The sequence below is a fragment of the Roseivivax isoporae LMG 25204 genome (assembly GCF_000521865.1).
In the GTDB taxonomy this organism is placed as follows: Bacteria; Pseudomonadota; Alphaproteobacteria; order Rhodobacterales; family Rhodobacteraceae; genus Roseivivax; species Roseivivax isoporae.
The window spans coordinates 1-14,790 of the sequence record NZ_JAME01000055.1; the positions used below are offsets into that span (position 1 = coordinate 1).

A 14,790-nucleotide genomic window follows, 5' to 3' on the forward strand; every position below is an offset into this window, starting at 1 on the left:
GATGAAACGGGGGCAAGACCAGAGACGCAGCGACGGACAGCGCAAAGGACCTCCATTCCTTCCTGACCCGGGACGAAGCCCGGACGAAACAATCACAAGGAGGTCTCCATGTTTCATTCGAGAGTTACCACCGGCCAGGAAGCCCGCTCGATGTCGGCCGGCGAGCTGGCACTGAGGGAATTTTTCTCTCATCACGACGAGGCGCTCGGCAATGCAGCCGTTCTGCTCGCAGACCGGCGCGGCGCGCGGCTCCTCAACGCGATCCGCGACGGCCTGGAACAGCCCGGGTCGATCACCCACCGTCTCCGGCGCCTGCTTCTCCAGCTGCGCGCGATCCTCTTCCTCGATGAGGCCGGTGAAGATGAGTGGGGCAATGAAGGATGCTTCGACCTCCTCGAGCCCGAGGACCCGATCGTGACCGAACTCTGCCTGCTCGCTGACGGTCTCGATGATGTGCTGCGTGGCGCGGGGATCACTCCACGCGAAGTCAGCCGGATCTTCTGATGCTCGCCCCCGGCCGCCCCGCGTCCAGCGCGGCGGCCGGCATGACGAAGCCGCTCAACAAGGAAAATCGGCCAGCCTGCCACTTTTTCCTTCGTGCTCCCGGAGAATGGCCAATGTCCTCGTCATCAGAACAAGACACCCGCGCAAGTCACCAACCGAAAGGAGCCAGCCCGACCCATCTCTCCCCCGCGACGCACGGACCATGACGCCGATGAATCAGGCACCACCAGCACCGTTCTTCATGCATGAAAGGGAGAAAATCATGCTCAACTCCACCAAACTCGACGCCAGCCAGGCTCGCTTCAACGCAGTGGCAGCGACAGAGGATCACCTGCGCCGACACGGCGCTGGTCTCTGCGACCTCCTGGATGCGCTCGACGACCGGAGCGGGTTCGACGCTCTCTGCGATCTGCACGGTGCGATCTCCGAAAGGTTCCCGGATGCCGATGCCGTCGAACAGGCGCTGCGCGACATCCGTCGCATTCTGTCGGAGCAAGCACCCTCCGCGCTCGATCGGATCAGCCATGAGCGCAGCCTGCCGGCATCTGACATGACACGATGGCACGGCGCGCGCGTCAGCGAACTGCTCGCGAGGTTCCGCCATGCCGGGTAAGCCCGCACCGCGATGTGCCCTGCAGATCGCGAGACAGCGCCGCCTGAGTGTCTATCCGAAGGAATTCGGTCTCGAGCAGGACATCTGCGATGTCACGCTTTGGCTGGTCCAGAAGTACCGCTTACCGTCGGCCCTCGTCTGGATCGACCGGCACTACGTCCAATGCGGCCGTGAGATCGCAGGCATCACGGTGATGACGTCCCCAAGACATCCTGATCCGCCAAGCCCGGCGGCACGCGAAGCGTTCCTCGCACTCAGCTATGAGATAAGACATACCGGCGCGGATACCTACGCCCACCAATGCTGCGACAGAAGGCACTCGCACCACGAGATGCTGCAGGCCTATGGGCGCATCGAAGCGGCACTGCGTAGCTGGCGAGCGCGGTAAACGAGCACGGACACAAGAAGCAAAGGGCGGCATGTGCCGCCCCTTTTTTCTCGGAACCTCCACAGACTGTGCCGGTCAGGTGCGCGAGTCCCATCCACCGTTCGACAGGGCTATGGATCGTACCTGCGCCCTCGCTCACATCGCCAAAATGGGCGGACTCCGGACTTTCTCTGCAAGCGCAAATTCGTGGTGATGCGTTGGAAAAGCGGTCATCCGTAAAGTTGCCGTGACAACTGAACAAGCGGGTTGAACCTCCAGTAGCTTGAGGGTGTACACGACCACAAAATCAAGAATCACAGGCAGGCAACGCGCATTGCGACTGACATTTCTTCAAAAGATCCTCTGGGCGCTCGTCGGCGTTGCGGCGCTGACTTTCGTCTGGTTGCTGCTCTGGGCGGACTATCGAGCCGACCAGGCCGCGGAGGGCGAGCCTGCGTTTCGTGCGGATTTCGAATTGACGGATCACACCGGTATAGTTCGCACGCAGGAGGATTACGCGGGCCGCTGGATGCTGGTCTTCTTCGGCTTCGCCAACTGCCCAGATGTCTGCCCGACGACACTGGCCGAGGTCGCCGCCGTCATGGACGGGCTGGACGAGGATGCGGCGCAGGTTCAGCCGCTCTTCATCACCATCGATTCCGAGCGCGACACGCCGTCGGTCCTCGCGGATTTCGTGCCGAGGTTCGAGGCCGGGATCGTGGGCCTGACCGGAACGCCCGACCAGATCGACCGGACCGCCGACAGCTTTCACATCTTCTACGAAAAGGTCGAGGAGGCCGCGGCGCCCGGCGGCTACACGATGGGTCATTCCTCGCAGCTCTTCCTGTTCGACCCGACGGGCGGTTACGTGAAAGCCTGGAGCTACGGCACGCCGGCCGAGGACATCCTTGCCGATCTGAGGGGGCGCGTCGCCGGATGAATCGGGGATTGACGGGAGAAGCGGCTCTGACTGCCGCCTGGGTGGTGGCGCTCGTGGCAACGCTCTCGGTGCTGTTCATCGGCGAGGTGCTGGGCCAGATGCCTTGTCTGCTGTGCTGGTACCAGCGCGCATTCATGTTCCCGCTGCCCATCGTTCTGGGCCTTGGCCTGTGGTGGCAAGACGCCCGCGTCGGACGCTATGGCGTGGCGCTCAGCCTCTGCGGCGGGGCCGTCGCGCTCTGGCACATGGGCCTTTACGTCGGCATCATCCCGGAGCCCATCCAGCCCTGCACGGCGACCGGCCCCTCCTGCACCGACGCCAATCAATTGATCCTCGGGGTTCCGATCCCGCTCCTGTCGCTTGTCGCCTTCACGCTCACCGCGAGCCTGTCGGCCCTCTCTCTGAAGGACCCGCGCTCATGAACCGTCGCGCTCTCATGCTCTCCGTTGTCGCCGTCGCCGTTGCCGTCTTCGCCGCAGCGGCCTGGTTCACGACACGTCCTGCGTCCGTCGCCGCAACCGCGACGGTCCCGCCCGAACAGAGCGAGGCGTTGCTGCGGTCTTACTCCCCGATCCTCGGACCCGAGGATGCCCCCGTCACCATCGTGGAGTTCTTCGATCCCGCCTGCGAGGCGTGTCGCGCCTTCTATCCGGTGGTCAAGGATATCATGGCCGAGCATGGCGACGCGGTGCGCGTCGCGATCCGCTACACGCCGTTCCACGGCGAAGCGTCGGGGGAAGCGATCCGCGTGCTCGAGGCGGCCCGGATGCAGGACGTCTACGAGCCCGTGATGGAGGCGCTCCTGCGCGAGCAGCCCCGCTGGGCCTCGCATGGCGCGCCGGCTCCGGGGCTGATCCTGGAGGTCGCTGCGACCGCGGGGCTGGATGTGGATGCGGCGCGCACGCAGATGCTGGCGCCGGACGTCGTGGCGATCCTGAACCAGGACCGCGCCGATGTCGAAACCATGGGTGTGCGCCAGACGCCCACATTCTTCGTCAACGGGCGGCCGCTCGATCCGTTCGGTGAGGCCGAACTGCGCGCGCTGGTGGCCGAGGAAGTGGCCGCGAGCGGCTCGTGACCCTGGCACGCACGACAAGGAGGCACTTACGAATGACCAAGCTCACCATCCCGATGCTGGCGACCCTCACCACACTTGCGCTCACCTCCGGTGTCGCCCTTGCCGGCTCGGAGGATGTGGTCGTCGATGACGCGTGGGCGCGGGCCTCCATCGGCGTCAACCGCCCCGGCGCGGCCTACATGACGATCCACAACACCGGAGACGAGGCCGTCACGCTGACCGGCATTTCCACGCCGCTGGCCATGATGCCGGAGATCCACGAGAGCAAGACCAATGCCGAGGGTGTCAGTTCGATGGCGCCTGTGGGCGAGATAACCATCGCCCCCGGCGAAGCCGCGGAACTGGCGCCCGGCGGGCTGCACGCGATGCTCATGCAGCTACAACAGCCGATGATCGAGGGCGACAGCTTTCCGCTGACGCTGAGCTTCTCGGATGGCGGCGACGTGACAGTCGACGTGCCGATCCTCGGAATCGCGGCGCGCGGGCCGGAGGGCTGATGCGGCGCCGAACGGCTCTTGGATACGGCGCCGCTGCTCTGGGTGCCATGGGGCTGACGCTGTTCGTCGGCTGGTGGCGGGTGGACGGCCCCGGCGCGCCGGAGGCTGTGGCAAGCCTTCCCCTACCGCTCACTGAAATGGACTTTCGTCTTACTGATCACGAGGGGCAGCCGGTTGGCCCGGAGACCCTGGTCGGCCGTCCGACAATGGTGTTCTTCGGCTTCACCTTCTGCCCCGACGTCTGCCCGACCACACTGTCGGACATTTCAGGCTGGCTCGATGCGCTCGGCGAGGACGCCGGGCAGATGAACGTGGTCTTCATCACCGTGGATCCGGACCGCGACACGGTCGAGGCGATGGCCGAATATGTCGGCTACTTCCATCCGGCGATCCGCGGCTGGACCGGTGCGCAAGATCAGATAGCACGCGCGGCGGAAGGGTTCCGGGCGAGCTACGAGCTTGTTCCGACCGACAGCGGCGACTACACCATGAACCACACGGCGAGCGTGTTCCTGTTCGACGCGGCCGGCGGGTTCGTCAGCATGATCGACTATCACGAACCGAGGGAGTTCGCAGTGCCGAAGATCCGCCGGGCGCTGGAAGAAGAAACGGAGGGGGCGACATGAAGCTGCGGTATCTGGCAGTCGGACTCGTGACGGCGGGAAGCGTGTCTGCGACCGCCCTCGCTCTTTCGGGCACCTGGACACGGGACCCTGTTCCGCCCGGTCTTGCCGAGGCTGCACTCTGGACGCCTGAGGCCATGCCCATGCCGGCGTCCACTGAGGCGCCGGTCCTCGCGCCAACCCTCGCCCGTTCGGATGTTGCCCCGATGGTCAGCCCACCGGCTCTGCCGTCTGCCGTGGTAGTCGCGCCATCGCTTCCGAGGGTCGAGCCTTCGCTCCGGACATGGGCACGGGAGATCGCCGCGGGCGAGACGCTCGATGCAGTTCTCGCGGAGGCAGGTCTCGATGCCCCGGTTCGCGCCGAGGTGGCGCTTGCACTTGCGGCAGAGTTTGACCTGCGCCGCTTGCGTCCGGGACATGCCCTGAGCGTCATCACCACCCCGGAGGGCAGCCCCCGTCGCGTCGTTCTGGAGGTGGACGACGGCGTCCGGATCGAGGCTGTCTTTGGCGCGCAGGTTGCGACGCGCGTTGTCACCCCCGATCCCGAAACCGTCCACTTCGCCGGTGAAGCCCGCATCGAAAGCTCGGTCTTCGCGGCGCTCGACGCGGGCGGCATTCCGGCCCGCTTCGCGGTCGATCTGGCGCAGATGCTGGGTGGCGCCGTGGATTTCCGGCGCGACCTGACGGGTGGCGAGACCCTTCGGCTGATGTGGCGCGAGGAACGGGTTAGCGACGACATCGTCGGCCAGCCGGACCTGACCTTCGCGGCGCTCGATCTTGGCGACACGCTGTTCGAGATCGTTTGTCCGGAGGATGGCTCGGGTCGGGCAACGATATATCGTGATGGCATAGTCATGCGCGTCTTCGCGCAGCCGGTCGAGGGCGCGCGGCTCAGTTCCGTGTTCGGGCGCAGGACGCACCCTGTTTACGGCGATGTGCGGATGCACACGGGCGTCGATTTCGCGGCCGCGCGGGGCACCCCCGTCTACGCGACCGCACCGGGCCGCGTCAGCTTTGTCGGCTCGCGGGGCGGCTACGGCCGTGTTGTCGAGATCGCGCATGGGTCGGAGACCACGACCCTTTACGCCCACCTCAGCGCCGTCCCGGACGGGCTATCCCAAGGCGACCGTGTCGCGGCAGGGGATCTCATCGGCCGCGTCGGTGCAACGGGCACCGCAACTGGGCCGAACCTGCATTACGAGGTGCGTGTGAACGGCCGTCCGACCGACCCCCTTTCGGACGACCGCCTTTCCGAAGGTGCGGATCACGCTGCAGATGACGCCGCGGCCCTCGACCGTCTCAGCGATGCGCGCGCCCGTCTCGAGGAACGCCTCGCGCGTGCCCTGACCCCCGACAGCACCGAAAGGCTCTGATCCATGAAACGATCCCTTGCGACCTGGGCATTCGCCCTCTTGCTCCTCCCGGCCGCACAAGCACTGGCGCAAGCCACGCCCATCGAGGTCCGAAAGACCAACGGTTGCGGGTGTTGCCTCGCCTGGATGGAGCACCTGGAAGAAAACGGTTTCGCGCCGACCGGGCAGGACATGTTCGCGGGACTTCTGGTGCGCTTCAAGCTCGACAATGGCGTGCCCCCGCGGATGGTCTCCTGCCACACGGCGCTCGTCGACGGCTACGTGATAGAGGGGCACGTGCCCGCGTCGGACATCCGGCGATTGCTGGCGGAGCGTCCCGACGCGGTGGGTCTTGCGGTGCCCGAGATGCCGCTCGGATCGCCCGGCATGGATCAAGGTAGATGGCGGGAAGCCTATGACGTCTTCCTCATCAGAAACGAGGGCTCGACGGAGGTCTTCGCCAGCTATAAAGGAAATTGACCCATGATCCGATCGCGCACGCCCGGCAAGACGCTTCTGCTGATTGGAAGCTTGCTGGCCCTCGGCGCCTGCGCCGTCCCAGTCGCCGAAACCGCAGACCCGGGTACGGGCCTTTCGGCAGAAGTGATGACCCAGCTGAGCGCCATGGCGGCGCCCTACCAGGATCTGCAGTCTGTCCGGTTGCGACCCGAGGACGGCTGCTACTGGTACCGCCACGTCGGACCCGTCGAGACGACAATGCTTCCGCTCCGAACGGCGGACGGACGACCGATCTGCACGCAGCGCTTGCCCGAGGCGTGATTGTCTCCACCTGCGTGCCACGGCACCCTTTCCCAAGAAAGCCATCTTCCCCGGGATCGCAACCCTGTCAGCTGTGCGCCGTGACGGGCCCGTCGCCCGCAGCCGGGTAGAGGTAAGCGGTCACTCCTGTGTCCACCTGCTCGTAGAGGTCGTTGATATGGGCCATGACCATGCGCACGCAGCCCGAACTGGCCCGACTGCCAATCGAGCGGGGGGACGGCGTGCCGTGGATCCGGAGGTAGGTGTCCCGGTCGCCGACATAGAGATAGAGCGCGCGGGATCCCAGTGCGTTCTGGGGACCGGGCTCCATCCCGTCGGCATACTGCGCGTAGGCTTCGGGTTCCCGCTCGATCATCGTCTGCGTCGGCGTCCAGTGCGGCCACTCCACCTTGCGGCGGATCGTGTAGGTGCCAGGCTCGTAGAGGCCGCCCCGACCGATGGCCACACCATAGCGCATGGCCGTTCCGCCTTCCTCGATATGATAGAGGTAGCGCGCGGTCGCATCGACGTGGATGTCCCCCGGAACGAGTCCGGCCCGGGCCTCGACCCGCTGCGGCAGCAGACGCGGATGCAGACCCCACGGGTTCGTCGTGGCCGGATCGTATCCCGGTGGCGTCACTTGCGCGTCCCACGCAGCCTTCTGGTCTTCGGTCGGCCAGGAGCTGGCAAAGACCGGCCCGGCGATCGGCGCAGAGAACATTGCGGCGGCCGTAACAATGAAATGGCGTCGGGTAGTCTTTTCGGTCACTTGCACCTCAGGGTCTCTGCTTCGTTTTCTGCTTATAGCCGGTTCGTTCCAGAAATAGAACCGAAGGGCATGGATGTCGGTTCCGATCACGTGGGTGTGACGTCTCTGAATATCGATCAATCCCGCGACGATTTCTTTACCGCGAGATCGCAATGCTAACAAATCAGCCGATCCGTTTATTTTGTCAGGAGCGATCATGAATGAACTTTCGCCGATCGCGCTCGGCTTTCTGGGCAGCCTCGCGGCCGGGTCCCTGACCGCGGTCGGGGCTGTTCCGGTCCTCTTCGGCAAGGAGCCCTCGCGGTCGACGCGGGACATGGCACTCGGCTTCGCGGCCGGTGTGATGCTGGCGGCGTCGTTCTTTTCGCTGATCATCCCGGCACTGGATGCGGCCGAGCCCATGTTCGAGAACGGCGCGATGCCCGCCGCCATCGTCTGCGTCTCGATCCTGCTCGGGATGGGAGCGGTCGCGCTGATGAACGAGCGCCTGCCGCACGAGCACTTCAAGACAGGGCGCGAGGGGCCGGAGGCCGCCTCGCTCCGGCGCGTCTGGCTGTTCATCATCGCGATCACGATCCACAACTTTCCCGAGGGGCTCGCGGTGGGCGTCGGCTTCGGTTCGGGCGGCGTAGAAGGCGGGCTACCGCTTGCGATCGGCATTGGCCTTCAGAACGCGCCCGAGGGGCTTGCTGTGGCTGTCTCTCTTCTTGGCGAAGGGTATCCCCGGGTTCGTGCCTGGGGCATCGCCGCGCTGACCGGTCTTGTCGAACCGATCGGCGGGCTGCTGGGCGCTGGCATCATTGCGCTGTCCGAGCCGCTCCTGCCTTGGGGGCTCGCCTTCGCAGCGGGCGCGATGCTCTACGTCATTAGTCACGAGATCATTCCCGAGACCCACCGCAGCGGGCACCAGAACAAGGCGACACTGGGGCTCGCGATCGGGCTCGTGATCATGCTTTTCCTGGATGTCTGGCTGGGTTAGGGGACGGGAGAGCATCCTGCGCGCCGGTTGTCATCGCGTGGCGCTCGATCACATCTGCCGCGCCCACGCCTTCGCCGCCTCCGCCTCCCCGTTGTCAAACCATTGCATTTCCGCGCGGGTGAGCGCGCCGGCAAGCGATGTTCCCCATTCCATCCATTTTCTGTCGCCGATCACCGCAATGCGGGAGAAGTCATTGCGGTGTGCGGTGTCCATCTTCAAGTCTTCGCGGAGCGCGGACAGCCCCTGGTAGCCGTCGAAGCCTGTGAGGTCGACGACCAGCCCCGAGCAATCGGCCGAGGCCAGCCTTTCATGCAGCAGTTCGTGCATCCGCCTCAGGTCGCCTTCGGTGAGCTTGCCGTCGGAATCGATACCGATGACGTCCTCATGATCCTTCAGGGTTTCGGTGAACATGGTTGTCCTCCTTTCTCTTCGCCCCTTGGTGGCCGAAAAGTTCGGCGTCGTGATGGGCGTGGTGGATGTTCTCGAACTCGAGGCTGGAATGCGTGATTCCGAAATCGGTCTCCAGCCGGTGCTTAATAGCGGCCTTGGTGGCCTCGATGCGGGACCAGCCCTCTTCGGTCAGAACCACGTGGCAATCGAGTGCCGCCTCGTGCTCCTGCATCTGCCACAGATGCACATGATGGACGTCTTCGACCCCCTCGACATGGCGAACTGCGTCAACCACCGACATGCCGTCTATGTCGGGCGGGCTGCCGAGCATGAGCGTTCGGATCGGCCCGCCAATTTCCGTCAGGGCGAGGTAGAGTATGTAGAGCGCGATCCCGATGGTGATCGCCGGGTCGACCCATCGCATATCGTAAAGGATGATGAGCGTTCCGCCGATGATCACCGCGACCGAGGCGAGGGCGTCTGACAGGTTGTGAAGAAAAAGCGCACGGATGTTCGTGCTGCCCTTTTGCATCGAGTAGGTGAGCAGCGCCGTCAGCGTGTCCACGGCCAGCGCCACGCCGCCCAGGATGACGACCGTCCAGCCTGCGACTTCTGTCGGCTCGATCATCCGCATCGCACCCTCATAGATCAGGTAGAATCCGACGAGGATCAGGGTCGAATAGTTGATCAGCGCCGCCACGATCTCGATCCGGCCGTAACCGAAGGTCATGCGTTCATCTGCGGGCCTCCGCGCGATCTTACGCGCCACGAAAGCGATGATCAGCGAGGCCATATCCGAGAAGTTGTGGAGCGCGTCCGCGATGAGGGCGAGGCTGCCCGAGAGGATTCCACCGACGATCTGCGCCACGGTCAGAAGGGCATTCGCCCAGATGGCTATGGAAACTCTCCGGTCGCCCGATTCCGGGTCCATGTGCACGTGGCCGTGGTCATGGGGCATCTGTCATCTCCTTGTTCGTCTTCGGAGCGCGCCATCCTGCTTTCCGGAAGCCTCGGTGACCGGAACCGTCCCAAATCCGGCGGAGACCAGTGCGAAAAGCAAGCAGCGAAGGTCGCGACGATCCACCTCAAATTCGGTCACCATTCCTCCGACAAAGTTTCCGAGCCCGGAAGACAGAACCAGTCCGAAAACGATCCGAGGATTTCCTGAGCCCGGTCTCACGTTTCATGGGAAGAGGACGCACCCGGCTGGGGTGTGGATCGGCGACGAACGGTATGGGGTGCCGGCAGGTCCGGGATCGATGGAACCCTGCCGCCTCGGATCTGGCCGACCCTGGCGTTCATCCAGTGACGCACCAGACGGGAATAGAGCCAATCGCGCAGCGGTCCGAACGCCTGCCGGTGGTCACGATAGAAGGTATCGGGATCGTCGTAGAGGCCGAGATCGCGCGCGATCCCGGTCCTCTGGATGTAGGTGTCACCGCCACGCCAGGCGACCTGCGGCGTGCCGAGATCGTCAGTCCCGACGCCGTAGCCGCACAGGCTCTGCCGATCCGGGAAGGCCGTCTGAAGTGCTGCAAGGTAGTCGGCGTCGAGAATGAAGCCCTCGAGGTTCACCCACCTGCCGTCCACCCGGACCTCTACCCACGAATGCAGAATTTCGGCGGGTGCCAGCGCATAGACCGCCTCCGGCACGACCCCGCGCTGGAGCGCCTTGTGGATTGTGAAGCCGTGCAGGCGGCAGGGCACGTCGAGACCCCGCAGGAGCGCCATCAGCAGCGTGGCCTTGGTGTTGCACTGGCCGTAGCCGTCCGCCAGCACGTCGGACGCCCGGATATCGTCCCGTCGGTTGTATCCGAAGCGGATCTGGTTCCGGACGAAGTCGTAGGCCGCGCCGATGCGGCGGTGCTGATCCAGATCACGCCAGCCTCGGCCGTCGATCAGGTCCTGAATCGAGCCGGCGGTGAAGTCGAGCAGCCGCGTCGGCTGAAGCAGCGGGGTGTCGGTCGGCATTGCCGGTCTCCTTCGAATCGTCCCGAGACCGGTGTAATTGCTACAGTGGCTATAGCTTCAAGGACTATCTACACGACCCGCGGAGCCGCGAGGATCACGGTGGCGCCGACGAGACACAGACCCGCGCCGGCGAGGTCCCAGAGGTCTGGCCTCTGACCTTCCGCTGCCCACATCCAGAGCAGCGATGCGGCGATGTAGACCCCGCCATAGGCGGCAAAGGCCCGCCCGGCAAAGCCGGCCTCAACCTGCGCGAGCAGCCAGCCGAAGAGCGCAAGGCTCGCGAGTCCCGGCAGCAGCCACAGCACCGAGGCGCCGCGCCACCATGCCCAGACCGCGAAACAGCCGGCGATCTCGGCAAGGGCGGCCAGGGGATAGACCAGCGTGGCCGGCATCAGGTTTCGGCCTTGGCGTGATCGGACAGGCATTCGCCGTGATCGCGCAAAACCTGGAGAATGCGGCAATCCGCAACCCGGTTGCTGCCACACTCAGCGATCATCCGGTGCAATTCGGCGCGGAGCGCCTCGAGCCGGTCGATTCGCGCCTCGACATCTCGCAATTGTCTCTGGGCAATGGCATCGACTTCGGCGCAGGACCGGCCGGGGCTGTCGGAAAGGTCCAGCAGCTCGCGGATCGCGTCGAGCGAGAAGCCGAGCTGCCGGGAGTGCCGGATGAAGGCCAGCCGATCGAGTTCCGCATCGCCATAGCGGCGCTGGCCACCTTCGGTCCGGCCCGGCTCCGGCATGATGCCGATCTCTTCATAGTAGCGGATCGTCTGCACTTTCGTGCCGGTCCGTTTCGCGAGGGTGCCGATGGCAAGCATGAGAGTTCTCCTGTATCTACAGTCGCTGTAGAATAGGGGAGCGATTCCAACAAGGTTTTTGCTCTCCGGAAGGGCTTGAACCTACAGTTGGTAGAGGTCCTATCTCTGCGGCTCAACGAGTCGCACGCGGCAGGAGACCAGAAATGGCAGACGGCGGAAACCAGATCGAGTGGCGCGTCACCGGTATGGATTGCGGTGCGTGCGCCGCCAAGGTCCGCGGTGCTGTCGAGCGGTTGCCCGGTGTGTCGGACATCGATGTGGCACCCATGACGGAACGACTGCGCCTGACACTGGATGAGCGCCGGTCGACGCCTGAGCAGGTGGAGAAGGCGGTGCGGGCCATCGGTTACGGGATCTCTCCGCGGGGCGCCGCTCCGGAGAAGCCCAAGGGCGGCTTCGTCCTGCCCGAGGGAGCATTCCCGGGGGCCGATGCCGCTCCTCCCGACCCTGTTGACGCGCTGCAGCCTCGTCCCTCCGAAGAGGTGCAGCCCGCCTGGCACGCCACGTCCAAGGGACGGCTCGTGCTCGGCACGGGGGCACTGCTCGCGGCGGCCTGGGCGGTCCATCTCCTCGCCTCGGAGGAGATCGCGCAGTGGGCGTTCGTCCTGGCCACGCTGATCGGGATCGTGCCCGTCGCTCGGCGGGCGTTTGCGATGGCGCGGATCGGCATGCCTTTCACCATCGAGATGCTGATGACCATCGCCGCCAGCGGTGCGCTGGTGATCGGGGCGGCCGAAGAGGCGGCGCTGGTCGTCTTTCTTTTCGCCGTGGGAGAGATGCTCGAAGGTGTCGCCGCGAACCGGGCGCGCAACGGCATTCGCGCCCTGGCCCGGCTGGTGCCGAAGACGGCGCTGCTCGAGACCGGTGGGCGGACGCGTGAAGTCCAGGCGGAGAAACTGAAGATAGGGCAAGTCGTTCTGGTGCGCCCCGGTGACCGGGTGCCGGCGGATGGCGAGGTGATCGAGGGCACATCTGGCGTCGACGAAAGCCCGGTGACGGGGGAGAGCGTGCCAAGCTTCAAGGAAGCAGGCAGCCCCGTTTTCGCCGGCTCGATCAACGCGGAGGCGGCGCTGAGGGTGCGGGTCGCGAAGTCTGCCGAGGACAACACGATCGCGCGCATCGTCCGCCTCGTGGAGGAAGCCGAGAGCGCCCGCGCACCGACAGAGCGATTCATCGACCGGTTCAGCCGTGTGTACATGCCGGCGGTCGTGGGTGCGGCGCTGCTCGTGGCCATCGTCCCGCCGCTCGCCTTCGGGCTGTCCTGGGGCGAGTGGGTCTACCGGGCGCTGGCGCTGTTGCTGATCGGCTGTCCCTGCGCGCTGGTGATCTCGGTTCCGGCCTCCATTGCCTCGGCGCTCTCGGCGGGTGCAAGGAACGGACTGCTGATGAAGGGCGGCGCGGTGATCGAGGCCGTCGCCCGGATTACCCATGTCGCCTTCGACAAGACCGGCACGCTGACGGCCGGCCGGCCGCGCGTGACCGACATCGTGCCGCACGCAGGCTCGGCAGCGGACGTGCTGGCGCTGGCCGCGGGCGTGGAGAGGGGCGCGAGCCATCCTCTTGGCCAGGCCATCCTCGCACGTGCCGAAGCAGACGGGGTCGAGGTTCCTACCTCCAGCGCGGCCCGTGCCATTCCGGGCAAAGGTGCCGAGGCGGTGATCAACGGCGCGACGGTGACGGTCGGCTCGCCCCGGCTGGCAGAGGAAGCCGGCGTCCTGGACGAACCGATCCGGTCGCAGGCCGCCACGCTGGAGGCGGAGGGCAAGACGGTCGTCCTCGTCTGGCGCAAAGGGATCGTTTGCGGCCTCATCGCCATGCGCGACGAACCGCGTCCGGACGCGGCTGAAGCCGTCCGCCAGCTTCGGGCGATGGGCATCGCGCCGGTGATGCTGACTGGAGACAATGCGCGCACCGCCGCGGCGATTTCCGACGGCCTCGGCATCGAACACAGGGCCGGGCTTCTGCCGGAAGACAAGGTGCGCGAGGTCCGCGCTCTGGGGCAAGCGGCGCAGGTGATGATGGTGGGTGACGGGATCAACGACGCCCCGGCGCTCGCCGCCGCGCAGGTCGGCGTGGCCATGGGCTCAGGCACCGACGTGGCGCTGGAGACGGCGCATGCGGCGATCCTGCGCGACCGCGTCGGCGACGTGCCCGGGCTGATCCGTCTGGCCCGCGCGGCCATGGCCAACATCCGGCAGAACGTCGCCATTGCCCTCGGCCTCAAGGCGGTATTCCTGGTGACGACGCTCATGGGCATCACCGGCCTCTGGATCGCAATCCTCGCCGATACCGGTGCGACCGTGCTCGTGACGGTCAACGCGCTTCGGCTGCTCGCCTTCCGGCCGGAACGCGGCGGCCAGCCCGGTCTAAGTGGCGCGACATCAGCGACACCGGGTCGCGTCGCGGCGCCTGCCTTCAATGAGCGAACTTAGAGAGAACACGAGGAGCATTCTTATGACCCACATGACTCGCCGCCGCCTGCTCGTCTCCGCCACGAGCCTCTTCGGGATGATGCCGTTCGCCGCTGCGGCTCAAGACAGCGCGCCAACGATTCACGTCGTGAAGGATCGCAACTGCGGATGTTGCGCCGCCTGGGTCGAAATACTGCGCAACGCCGGCTTCACGGTGACCACCGAAGCGAGCATGGGCACGCTCCTGATCCGGCACAAGCTGGAGAATGGCATCCCCCAAGCGATGCACTCCTGTCATACCGGCGAGGTCGCAGGCTACATGATCGAGGGCCACGTGCCACCCGCTGACATCCGCCGACTGCTGGCCGAGCACCCGGATGCCATCGGCCTCGCCGTGCCGGACATGCCCTACGGCTCTCCCGGCATGGGGCCCGAATACCAGCGAGAAGCCTACGACGTCTTCCTGATGCGGAAGGACGGCAGCACGGATGTATTCTCCAGATATGAGGCCGCGTAACCTCGGCGACCGCCAGTCTTTCATCTCGCCTGATCAGCATTCCATTGTTGCGACGTATTCCGGAAGGATCTGCGATCCCATGTCAGCGTCGCGACAATGCTGCGCTTGCTCTCGGATGTCCGCTCCGGTCAAAGCCGCAATGCGGCAACGTAATAGAGTGAAGGTCCGGTCTGGGCCGATGGTGTTGAAAAACTCCACGC

At 65.5% G+C, this 14,790-nt stretch carries 20 protein-coding genes; 14 read left to right on the forward strand and 6 right to left on the reverse strand.

Annotated elements, in window-relative coordinates; translation table 11 throughout:
* Positions 1 to 108: 108 nt before the first annotated feature.
* The 11 genes from RISW2_RS21190 (at position 109) to RISW2_RS21235 (ending at position 6,754) form a co-directional block, all read left to right on the forward strand.
* Positions 109 to 504, forward strand: coding sequence for a hypothetical protein (locus tag RISW2_RS21190; RefSeq protein WP_156943932.1), 396 nt, complete (start codon positions 109 to 111; stop codon positions 502 to 504).
* A gap of 202 nt (positions 505 to 706) precedes the next feature.
* Entirely contained in the window at positions 707 to 1,117 is a 411-nt protein-coding gene (locus tag RISW2_RS21195; RefSeq protein WP_156943933.1) for a hypothetical protein, read from the forward strand.
* Positions 1,107 to 1,505 (forward strand): hypothetical protein, encoded by a 399-nt coding sequence (locus RISW2_RS24755; RefSeq protein ID WP_156943934.1) that lies wholly within the window; start codon positions 1,107 to 1,109, stop codon positions 1,503 to 1,505. Before RISW2_RS21195 ends, RISW2_RS24755 begins: the two co-directional genes overlap by 11 nt.
* A gap of 313 nt (positions 1,506 to 1,818) precedes the next feature.
* A complete protein-coding gene (locus tag RISW2_RS21200; protein WP_051492248.1) occupies positions 1,819 to 2,424 on the forward strand; it encodes an SCO family protein in 606 nt (201 codons plus the stop codon).
* On the forward strand, positions 2,421 to 2,846 hold the full coding sequence (locus RISW2_RS21205) for a disulfide bond formation protein B (RefSeq protein ID WP_043774815.1): 426 nt from the start codon (positions 2,421 to 2,423) through the stop codon (positions 2,844 to 2,846). The genes RISW2_RS21200 and RISW2_RS21205 overlap by 4 nt, the downstream gene beginning before the upstream one ends.
* Positions 2,843 to 3,502: a thioredoxin domain-containing protein gene (locus RISW2_RS21210; RefSeq protein WP_043774818.1), complete on the forward strand. Its 660-nt coding sequence runs from the start codon at positions 2,843 to 2,845 to the stop codon at positions 3,500 to 3,502. Before RISW2_RS21205 ends, RISW2_RS21210 begins: the two co-directional genes overlap by 4 nt.
* 32 nt (positions 3,503 to 3,534) lie before the next feature.
* On the forward strand, positions 3,535 to 3,999 hold the full coding sequence (locus RISW2_RS21215) for a copper chaperone PCu(A)C (protein WP_043774820.1): 465 nt from the start codon (positions 3,535 to 3,537) through the stop codon (positions 3,997 to 3,999).
* Positions 3,999 to 4,625, forward strand: a complete 627-nt coding sequence (locus RISW2_RS21220) for an SCO family protein (RefSeq protein WP_043774822.1) — start codon at positions 3,999 to 4,001, stop codon at positions 4,623 to 4,625. The genes RISW2_RS21215 and RISW2_RS21220 overlap by 1 nt, the downstream gene beginning before the upstream one ends.
* Complete coding sequence (locus RISW2_RS21225; protein ID WP_043774825.1) at positions 4,622 to 5,995, forward strand: M23 family metallopeptidase; 1,374 nt, start codon at positions 4,622 to 4,624, stop codon at positions 5,993 to 5,995. The genes RISW2_RS21220 and RISW2_RS21225 overlap by 4 nt, the downstream gene beginning before the upstream one ends.
* 3 nt (positions 5,996 to 5,998) lie before the next feature.
* Positions 5,999 to 6,454 (forward strand): DUF411 domain-containing protein, encoded by a 456-nt coding sequence (locus tag RISW2_RS21230; RefSeq protein WP_043774827.1) that lies wholly within the window; start codon positions 5,999 to 6,001, stop codon positions 6,452 to 6,454.
* Positions 6,455 to 6,457: 3 nt separating this feature from the next.
* Positions 6,458 to 6,754: a hypothetical protein gene (locus RISW2_RS21235; protein ID WP_043774829.1), complete on the forward strand. Its 297-nt coding sequence runs from the start codon at positions 6,458 to 6,460 to the stop codon at positions 6,752 to 6,754.
* Positions 6,755 to 6,821: 67 nt separating this feature from the next.
* Here RISW2_RS21235 and RISW2_RS21240 read toward each other — a convergent pair whose 3' ends face one another.
* A complete protein-coding gene (locus RISW2_RS21240; RefSeq protein WP_051492249.1) occupies positions 6,822 to 7,454 on the reverse strand; it encodes a L,D-transpeptidase in 633 nt (210 codons plus the stop codon).
* Between the two features lie 244 nt (positions 7,455 to 7,698).
* On the opposite strand from RISW2_RS21240, the gene RISW2_RS21245 reads away from it, so the two are divergent.
* On the forward strand, positions 7,699 to 8,481 hold the full coding sequence (locus RISW2_RS21245; RefSeq protein WP_043774831.1) for a ZIP family metal transporter: 783 nt from the start codon (positions 7,699 to 7,701) through the stop codon (positions 8,479 to 8,481).
* Positions 8,482 to 8,529: 48 nt separating this feature from the next.
* Here RISW2_RS21245 and RISW2_RS21250 read toward each other — a convergent pair whose 3' ends face one another.
* From RISW2_RS21250 to RISW2_RS21270, 5 genes are all read right to left on the reverse strand, one after another.
* On the reverse strand, positions 8,530 to 8,892 hold the full coding sequence (locus tag RISW2_RS21250; RefSeq protein ID WP_043774833.1) for a SpoIIAA family protein: 363 nt from the start codon (positions 8,890 to 8,892) through the stop codon (positions 8,530 to 8,532).
* The gene (locus RISW2_RS21255; protein ID WP_043774835.1) at positions 8,864 to 9,829 is read right to left on the reverse strand and encodes a cation diffusion facilitator family transporter; all 966 of its coding nucleotides are present in this window, start codon (positions 9,827 to 9,829) and stop codon (positions 8,864 to 8,866) included. Before RISW2_RS21255 ends, RISW2_RS21250 begins: the two co-directional genes overlap by 29 nt.
* 218 nt (positions 9,830 to 10,047) lie before the next feature.
* Complete coding sequence (locus RISW2_RS21260; protein WP_084615515.1) at positions 10,048 to 10,842, reverse strand: transglutaminase-like domain-containing protein; 795 nt, start codon at positions 10,840 to 10,842, stop codon at positions 10,048 to 10,050.
* A 68-nt stretch (positions 10,843 to 10,910) separates the two neighbouring features.
* On the reverse strand, positions 10,911 to 11,234 hold the full coding sequence (locus RISW2_RS21265) for a YnfA family protein (RefSeq protein ID WP_043774844.1): 324 nt from the start codon (positions 11,232 to 11,234) through the stop codon (positions 10,911 to 10,913).
* The gene (locus RISW2_RS21270; protein ID WP_043774848.1) at positions 11,234 to 11,662 is read right to left on the reverse strand and encodes a MerR family transcriptional regulator; all 429 of its coding nucleotides are present in this window, start codon (positions 11,660 to 11,662) and stop codon (positions 11,234 to 11,236) included. Before RISW2_RS21270 ends, RISW2_RS21265 begins: the two co-directional genes overlap by 1 nt.
* Positions 11,663 to 11,805: 143 nt before the next feature.
* Here RISW2_RS21270 and RISW2_RS21275 point away from each other — a divergent pair, with 143 nt between their 5' ends.
* Positions 11,806 to 14,094, forward strand: a complete 2,289-nt coding sequence (locus RISW2_RS21275) for a heavy metal translocating P-type ATPase (protein ID WP_051492250.1) — start codon at positions 11,806 to 11,808, stop codon at positions 14,092 to 14,094.
* Positions 14,095 to 14,125: 31 nt separating this feature from the next.
* Positions 14,126 to 14,590: a DUF411 domain-containing protein gene (locus RISW2_RS21280; protein ID WP_425277803.1), complete on the forward strand. Its 465-nt coding sequence runs from the start codon at positions 14,126 to 14,128 to the stop codon at positions 14,588 to 14,590.
* Positions 14,591 to 14,790: the final 200 nt, after the last annotated feature.

Coding starts and splice junctions, on each gene's coding strand:
- RISW2_RS21190 (WP_156943932.1), top strand. CDS start 109: ATGTTTCATTCGAGAGTTACCACCGGCCAGGAAGCCCGCTCGATGTCG.
- RISW2_RS21195 (WP_156943933.1), top strand. CDS start 707: ATGACGCCGATGAATCAGGCACCACCAGCACCGTTCTTCATGCATGAA.
- RISW2_RS24755 (WP_156943934.1), top strand. CDS start 1,107: ATGCCGGGTAAGCCCGCACCGCGATGTGCCCTGCAGATCGCGAGACAG.
- RISW2_RS21205 (WP_043774815.1), top strand. CDS start 2,421: ATGAATCGGGGATTGACGGGAGAAGCGGCTCTGACTGCCGCCTGGGTG.
- RISW2_RS21210 (WP_043774818.1), top strand. CDS start 2,843: ATGAACCGTCGCGCTCTCATGCTCTCCGTTGTCGCCGTCGCCGTTGCC.
- RISW2_RS21215 (WP_043774820.1), top strand. CDS start 3,535: ATGACCAAGCTCACCATCCCGATGCTGGCGACCCTCACCACACTTGCG.
- RISW2_RS21220 (WP_043774822.1), top strand. CDS start 3,999: ATGCGGCGCCGAACGGCTCTTGGATACGGCGCCGCTGCTCTGGGTGCC.
- RISW2_RS21225 (WP_043774825.1), top strand. CDS start 4,622: ATGAAGCTGCGGTATCTGGCAGTCGGACTCGTGACGGCGGGAAGCGTG.
- RISW2_RS21230 (WP_043774827.1), top strand. CDS start 5,999: ATGAAACGATCCCTTGCGACCTGGGCATTCGCCCTCTTGCTCCTCCCG.
- RISW2_RS21235 (WP_043774829.1), top strand. CDS start 6,458: ATGATCCGATCGCGCACGCCCGGCAAGACGCTTCTGCTGATTGGAAGC.
- RISW2_RS21240 (WP_051492249.1), bottom strand. CDS start 7,454: ATGTTCTCTGCGCCGATCGCCGGGCCGGTCTTTGCCAGCTCCTGGCCG.
- RISW2_RS21245 (WP_043774831.1), top strand. CDS start 7,699: ATGAATGAACTTTCGCCGATCGCGCTCGGCTTTCTGGGCAGCCTCGCG.
- RISW2_RS21250 (WP_043774833.1), bottom strand. CDS start 8,892: ATGTTCACCGAAACCCTGAAGGATCATGAGGACGTCATCGGTATCGAT.
- RISW2_RS21255 (WP_043774835.1), bottom strand. CDS start 9,829: ATGCCCCATGACCACGGCCACGTGCACATGGACCCGGAATCGGGCGAC.
- RISW2_RS21260 (WP_084615515.1), bottom strand. CDS start 10,842: ATGCCGACCGACACCCCGCTGCTTCAGCCGACGCGGCTGCTCGACTTC.
- RISW2_RS21265 (WP_043774844.1), bottom strand. CDS start 11,234: ATGCCGGCCACGCTGGTCTATCCCCTGGCCGCCCTTGCCGAGATCGCC.
- RISW2_RS21270 (WP_043774848.1), bottom strand. CDS start 11,662: ATGCTTGCCATCGGCACCCTCGCGAAACGGACCGGCACGAAAGTGCAG.
- RISW2_RS21275 (WP_051492250.1), top strand. CDS start 11,806: ATGGCAGACGGCGGAAACCAGATCGAGTGGCGCGTCACCGGTATGGAT.
- RISW2_RS21280 (WP_425277803.1), top strand. CDS start 14,126: ATGACTCGCCGCCGCCTGCTCGTCTCCGCCACGAGCCTCTTCGGGATG.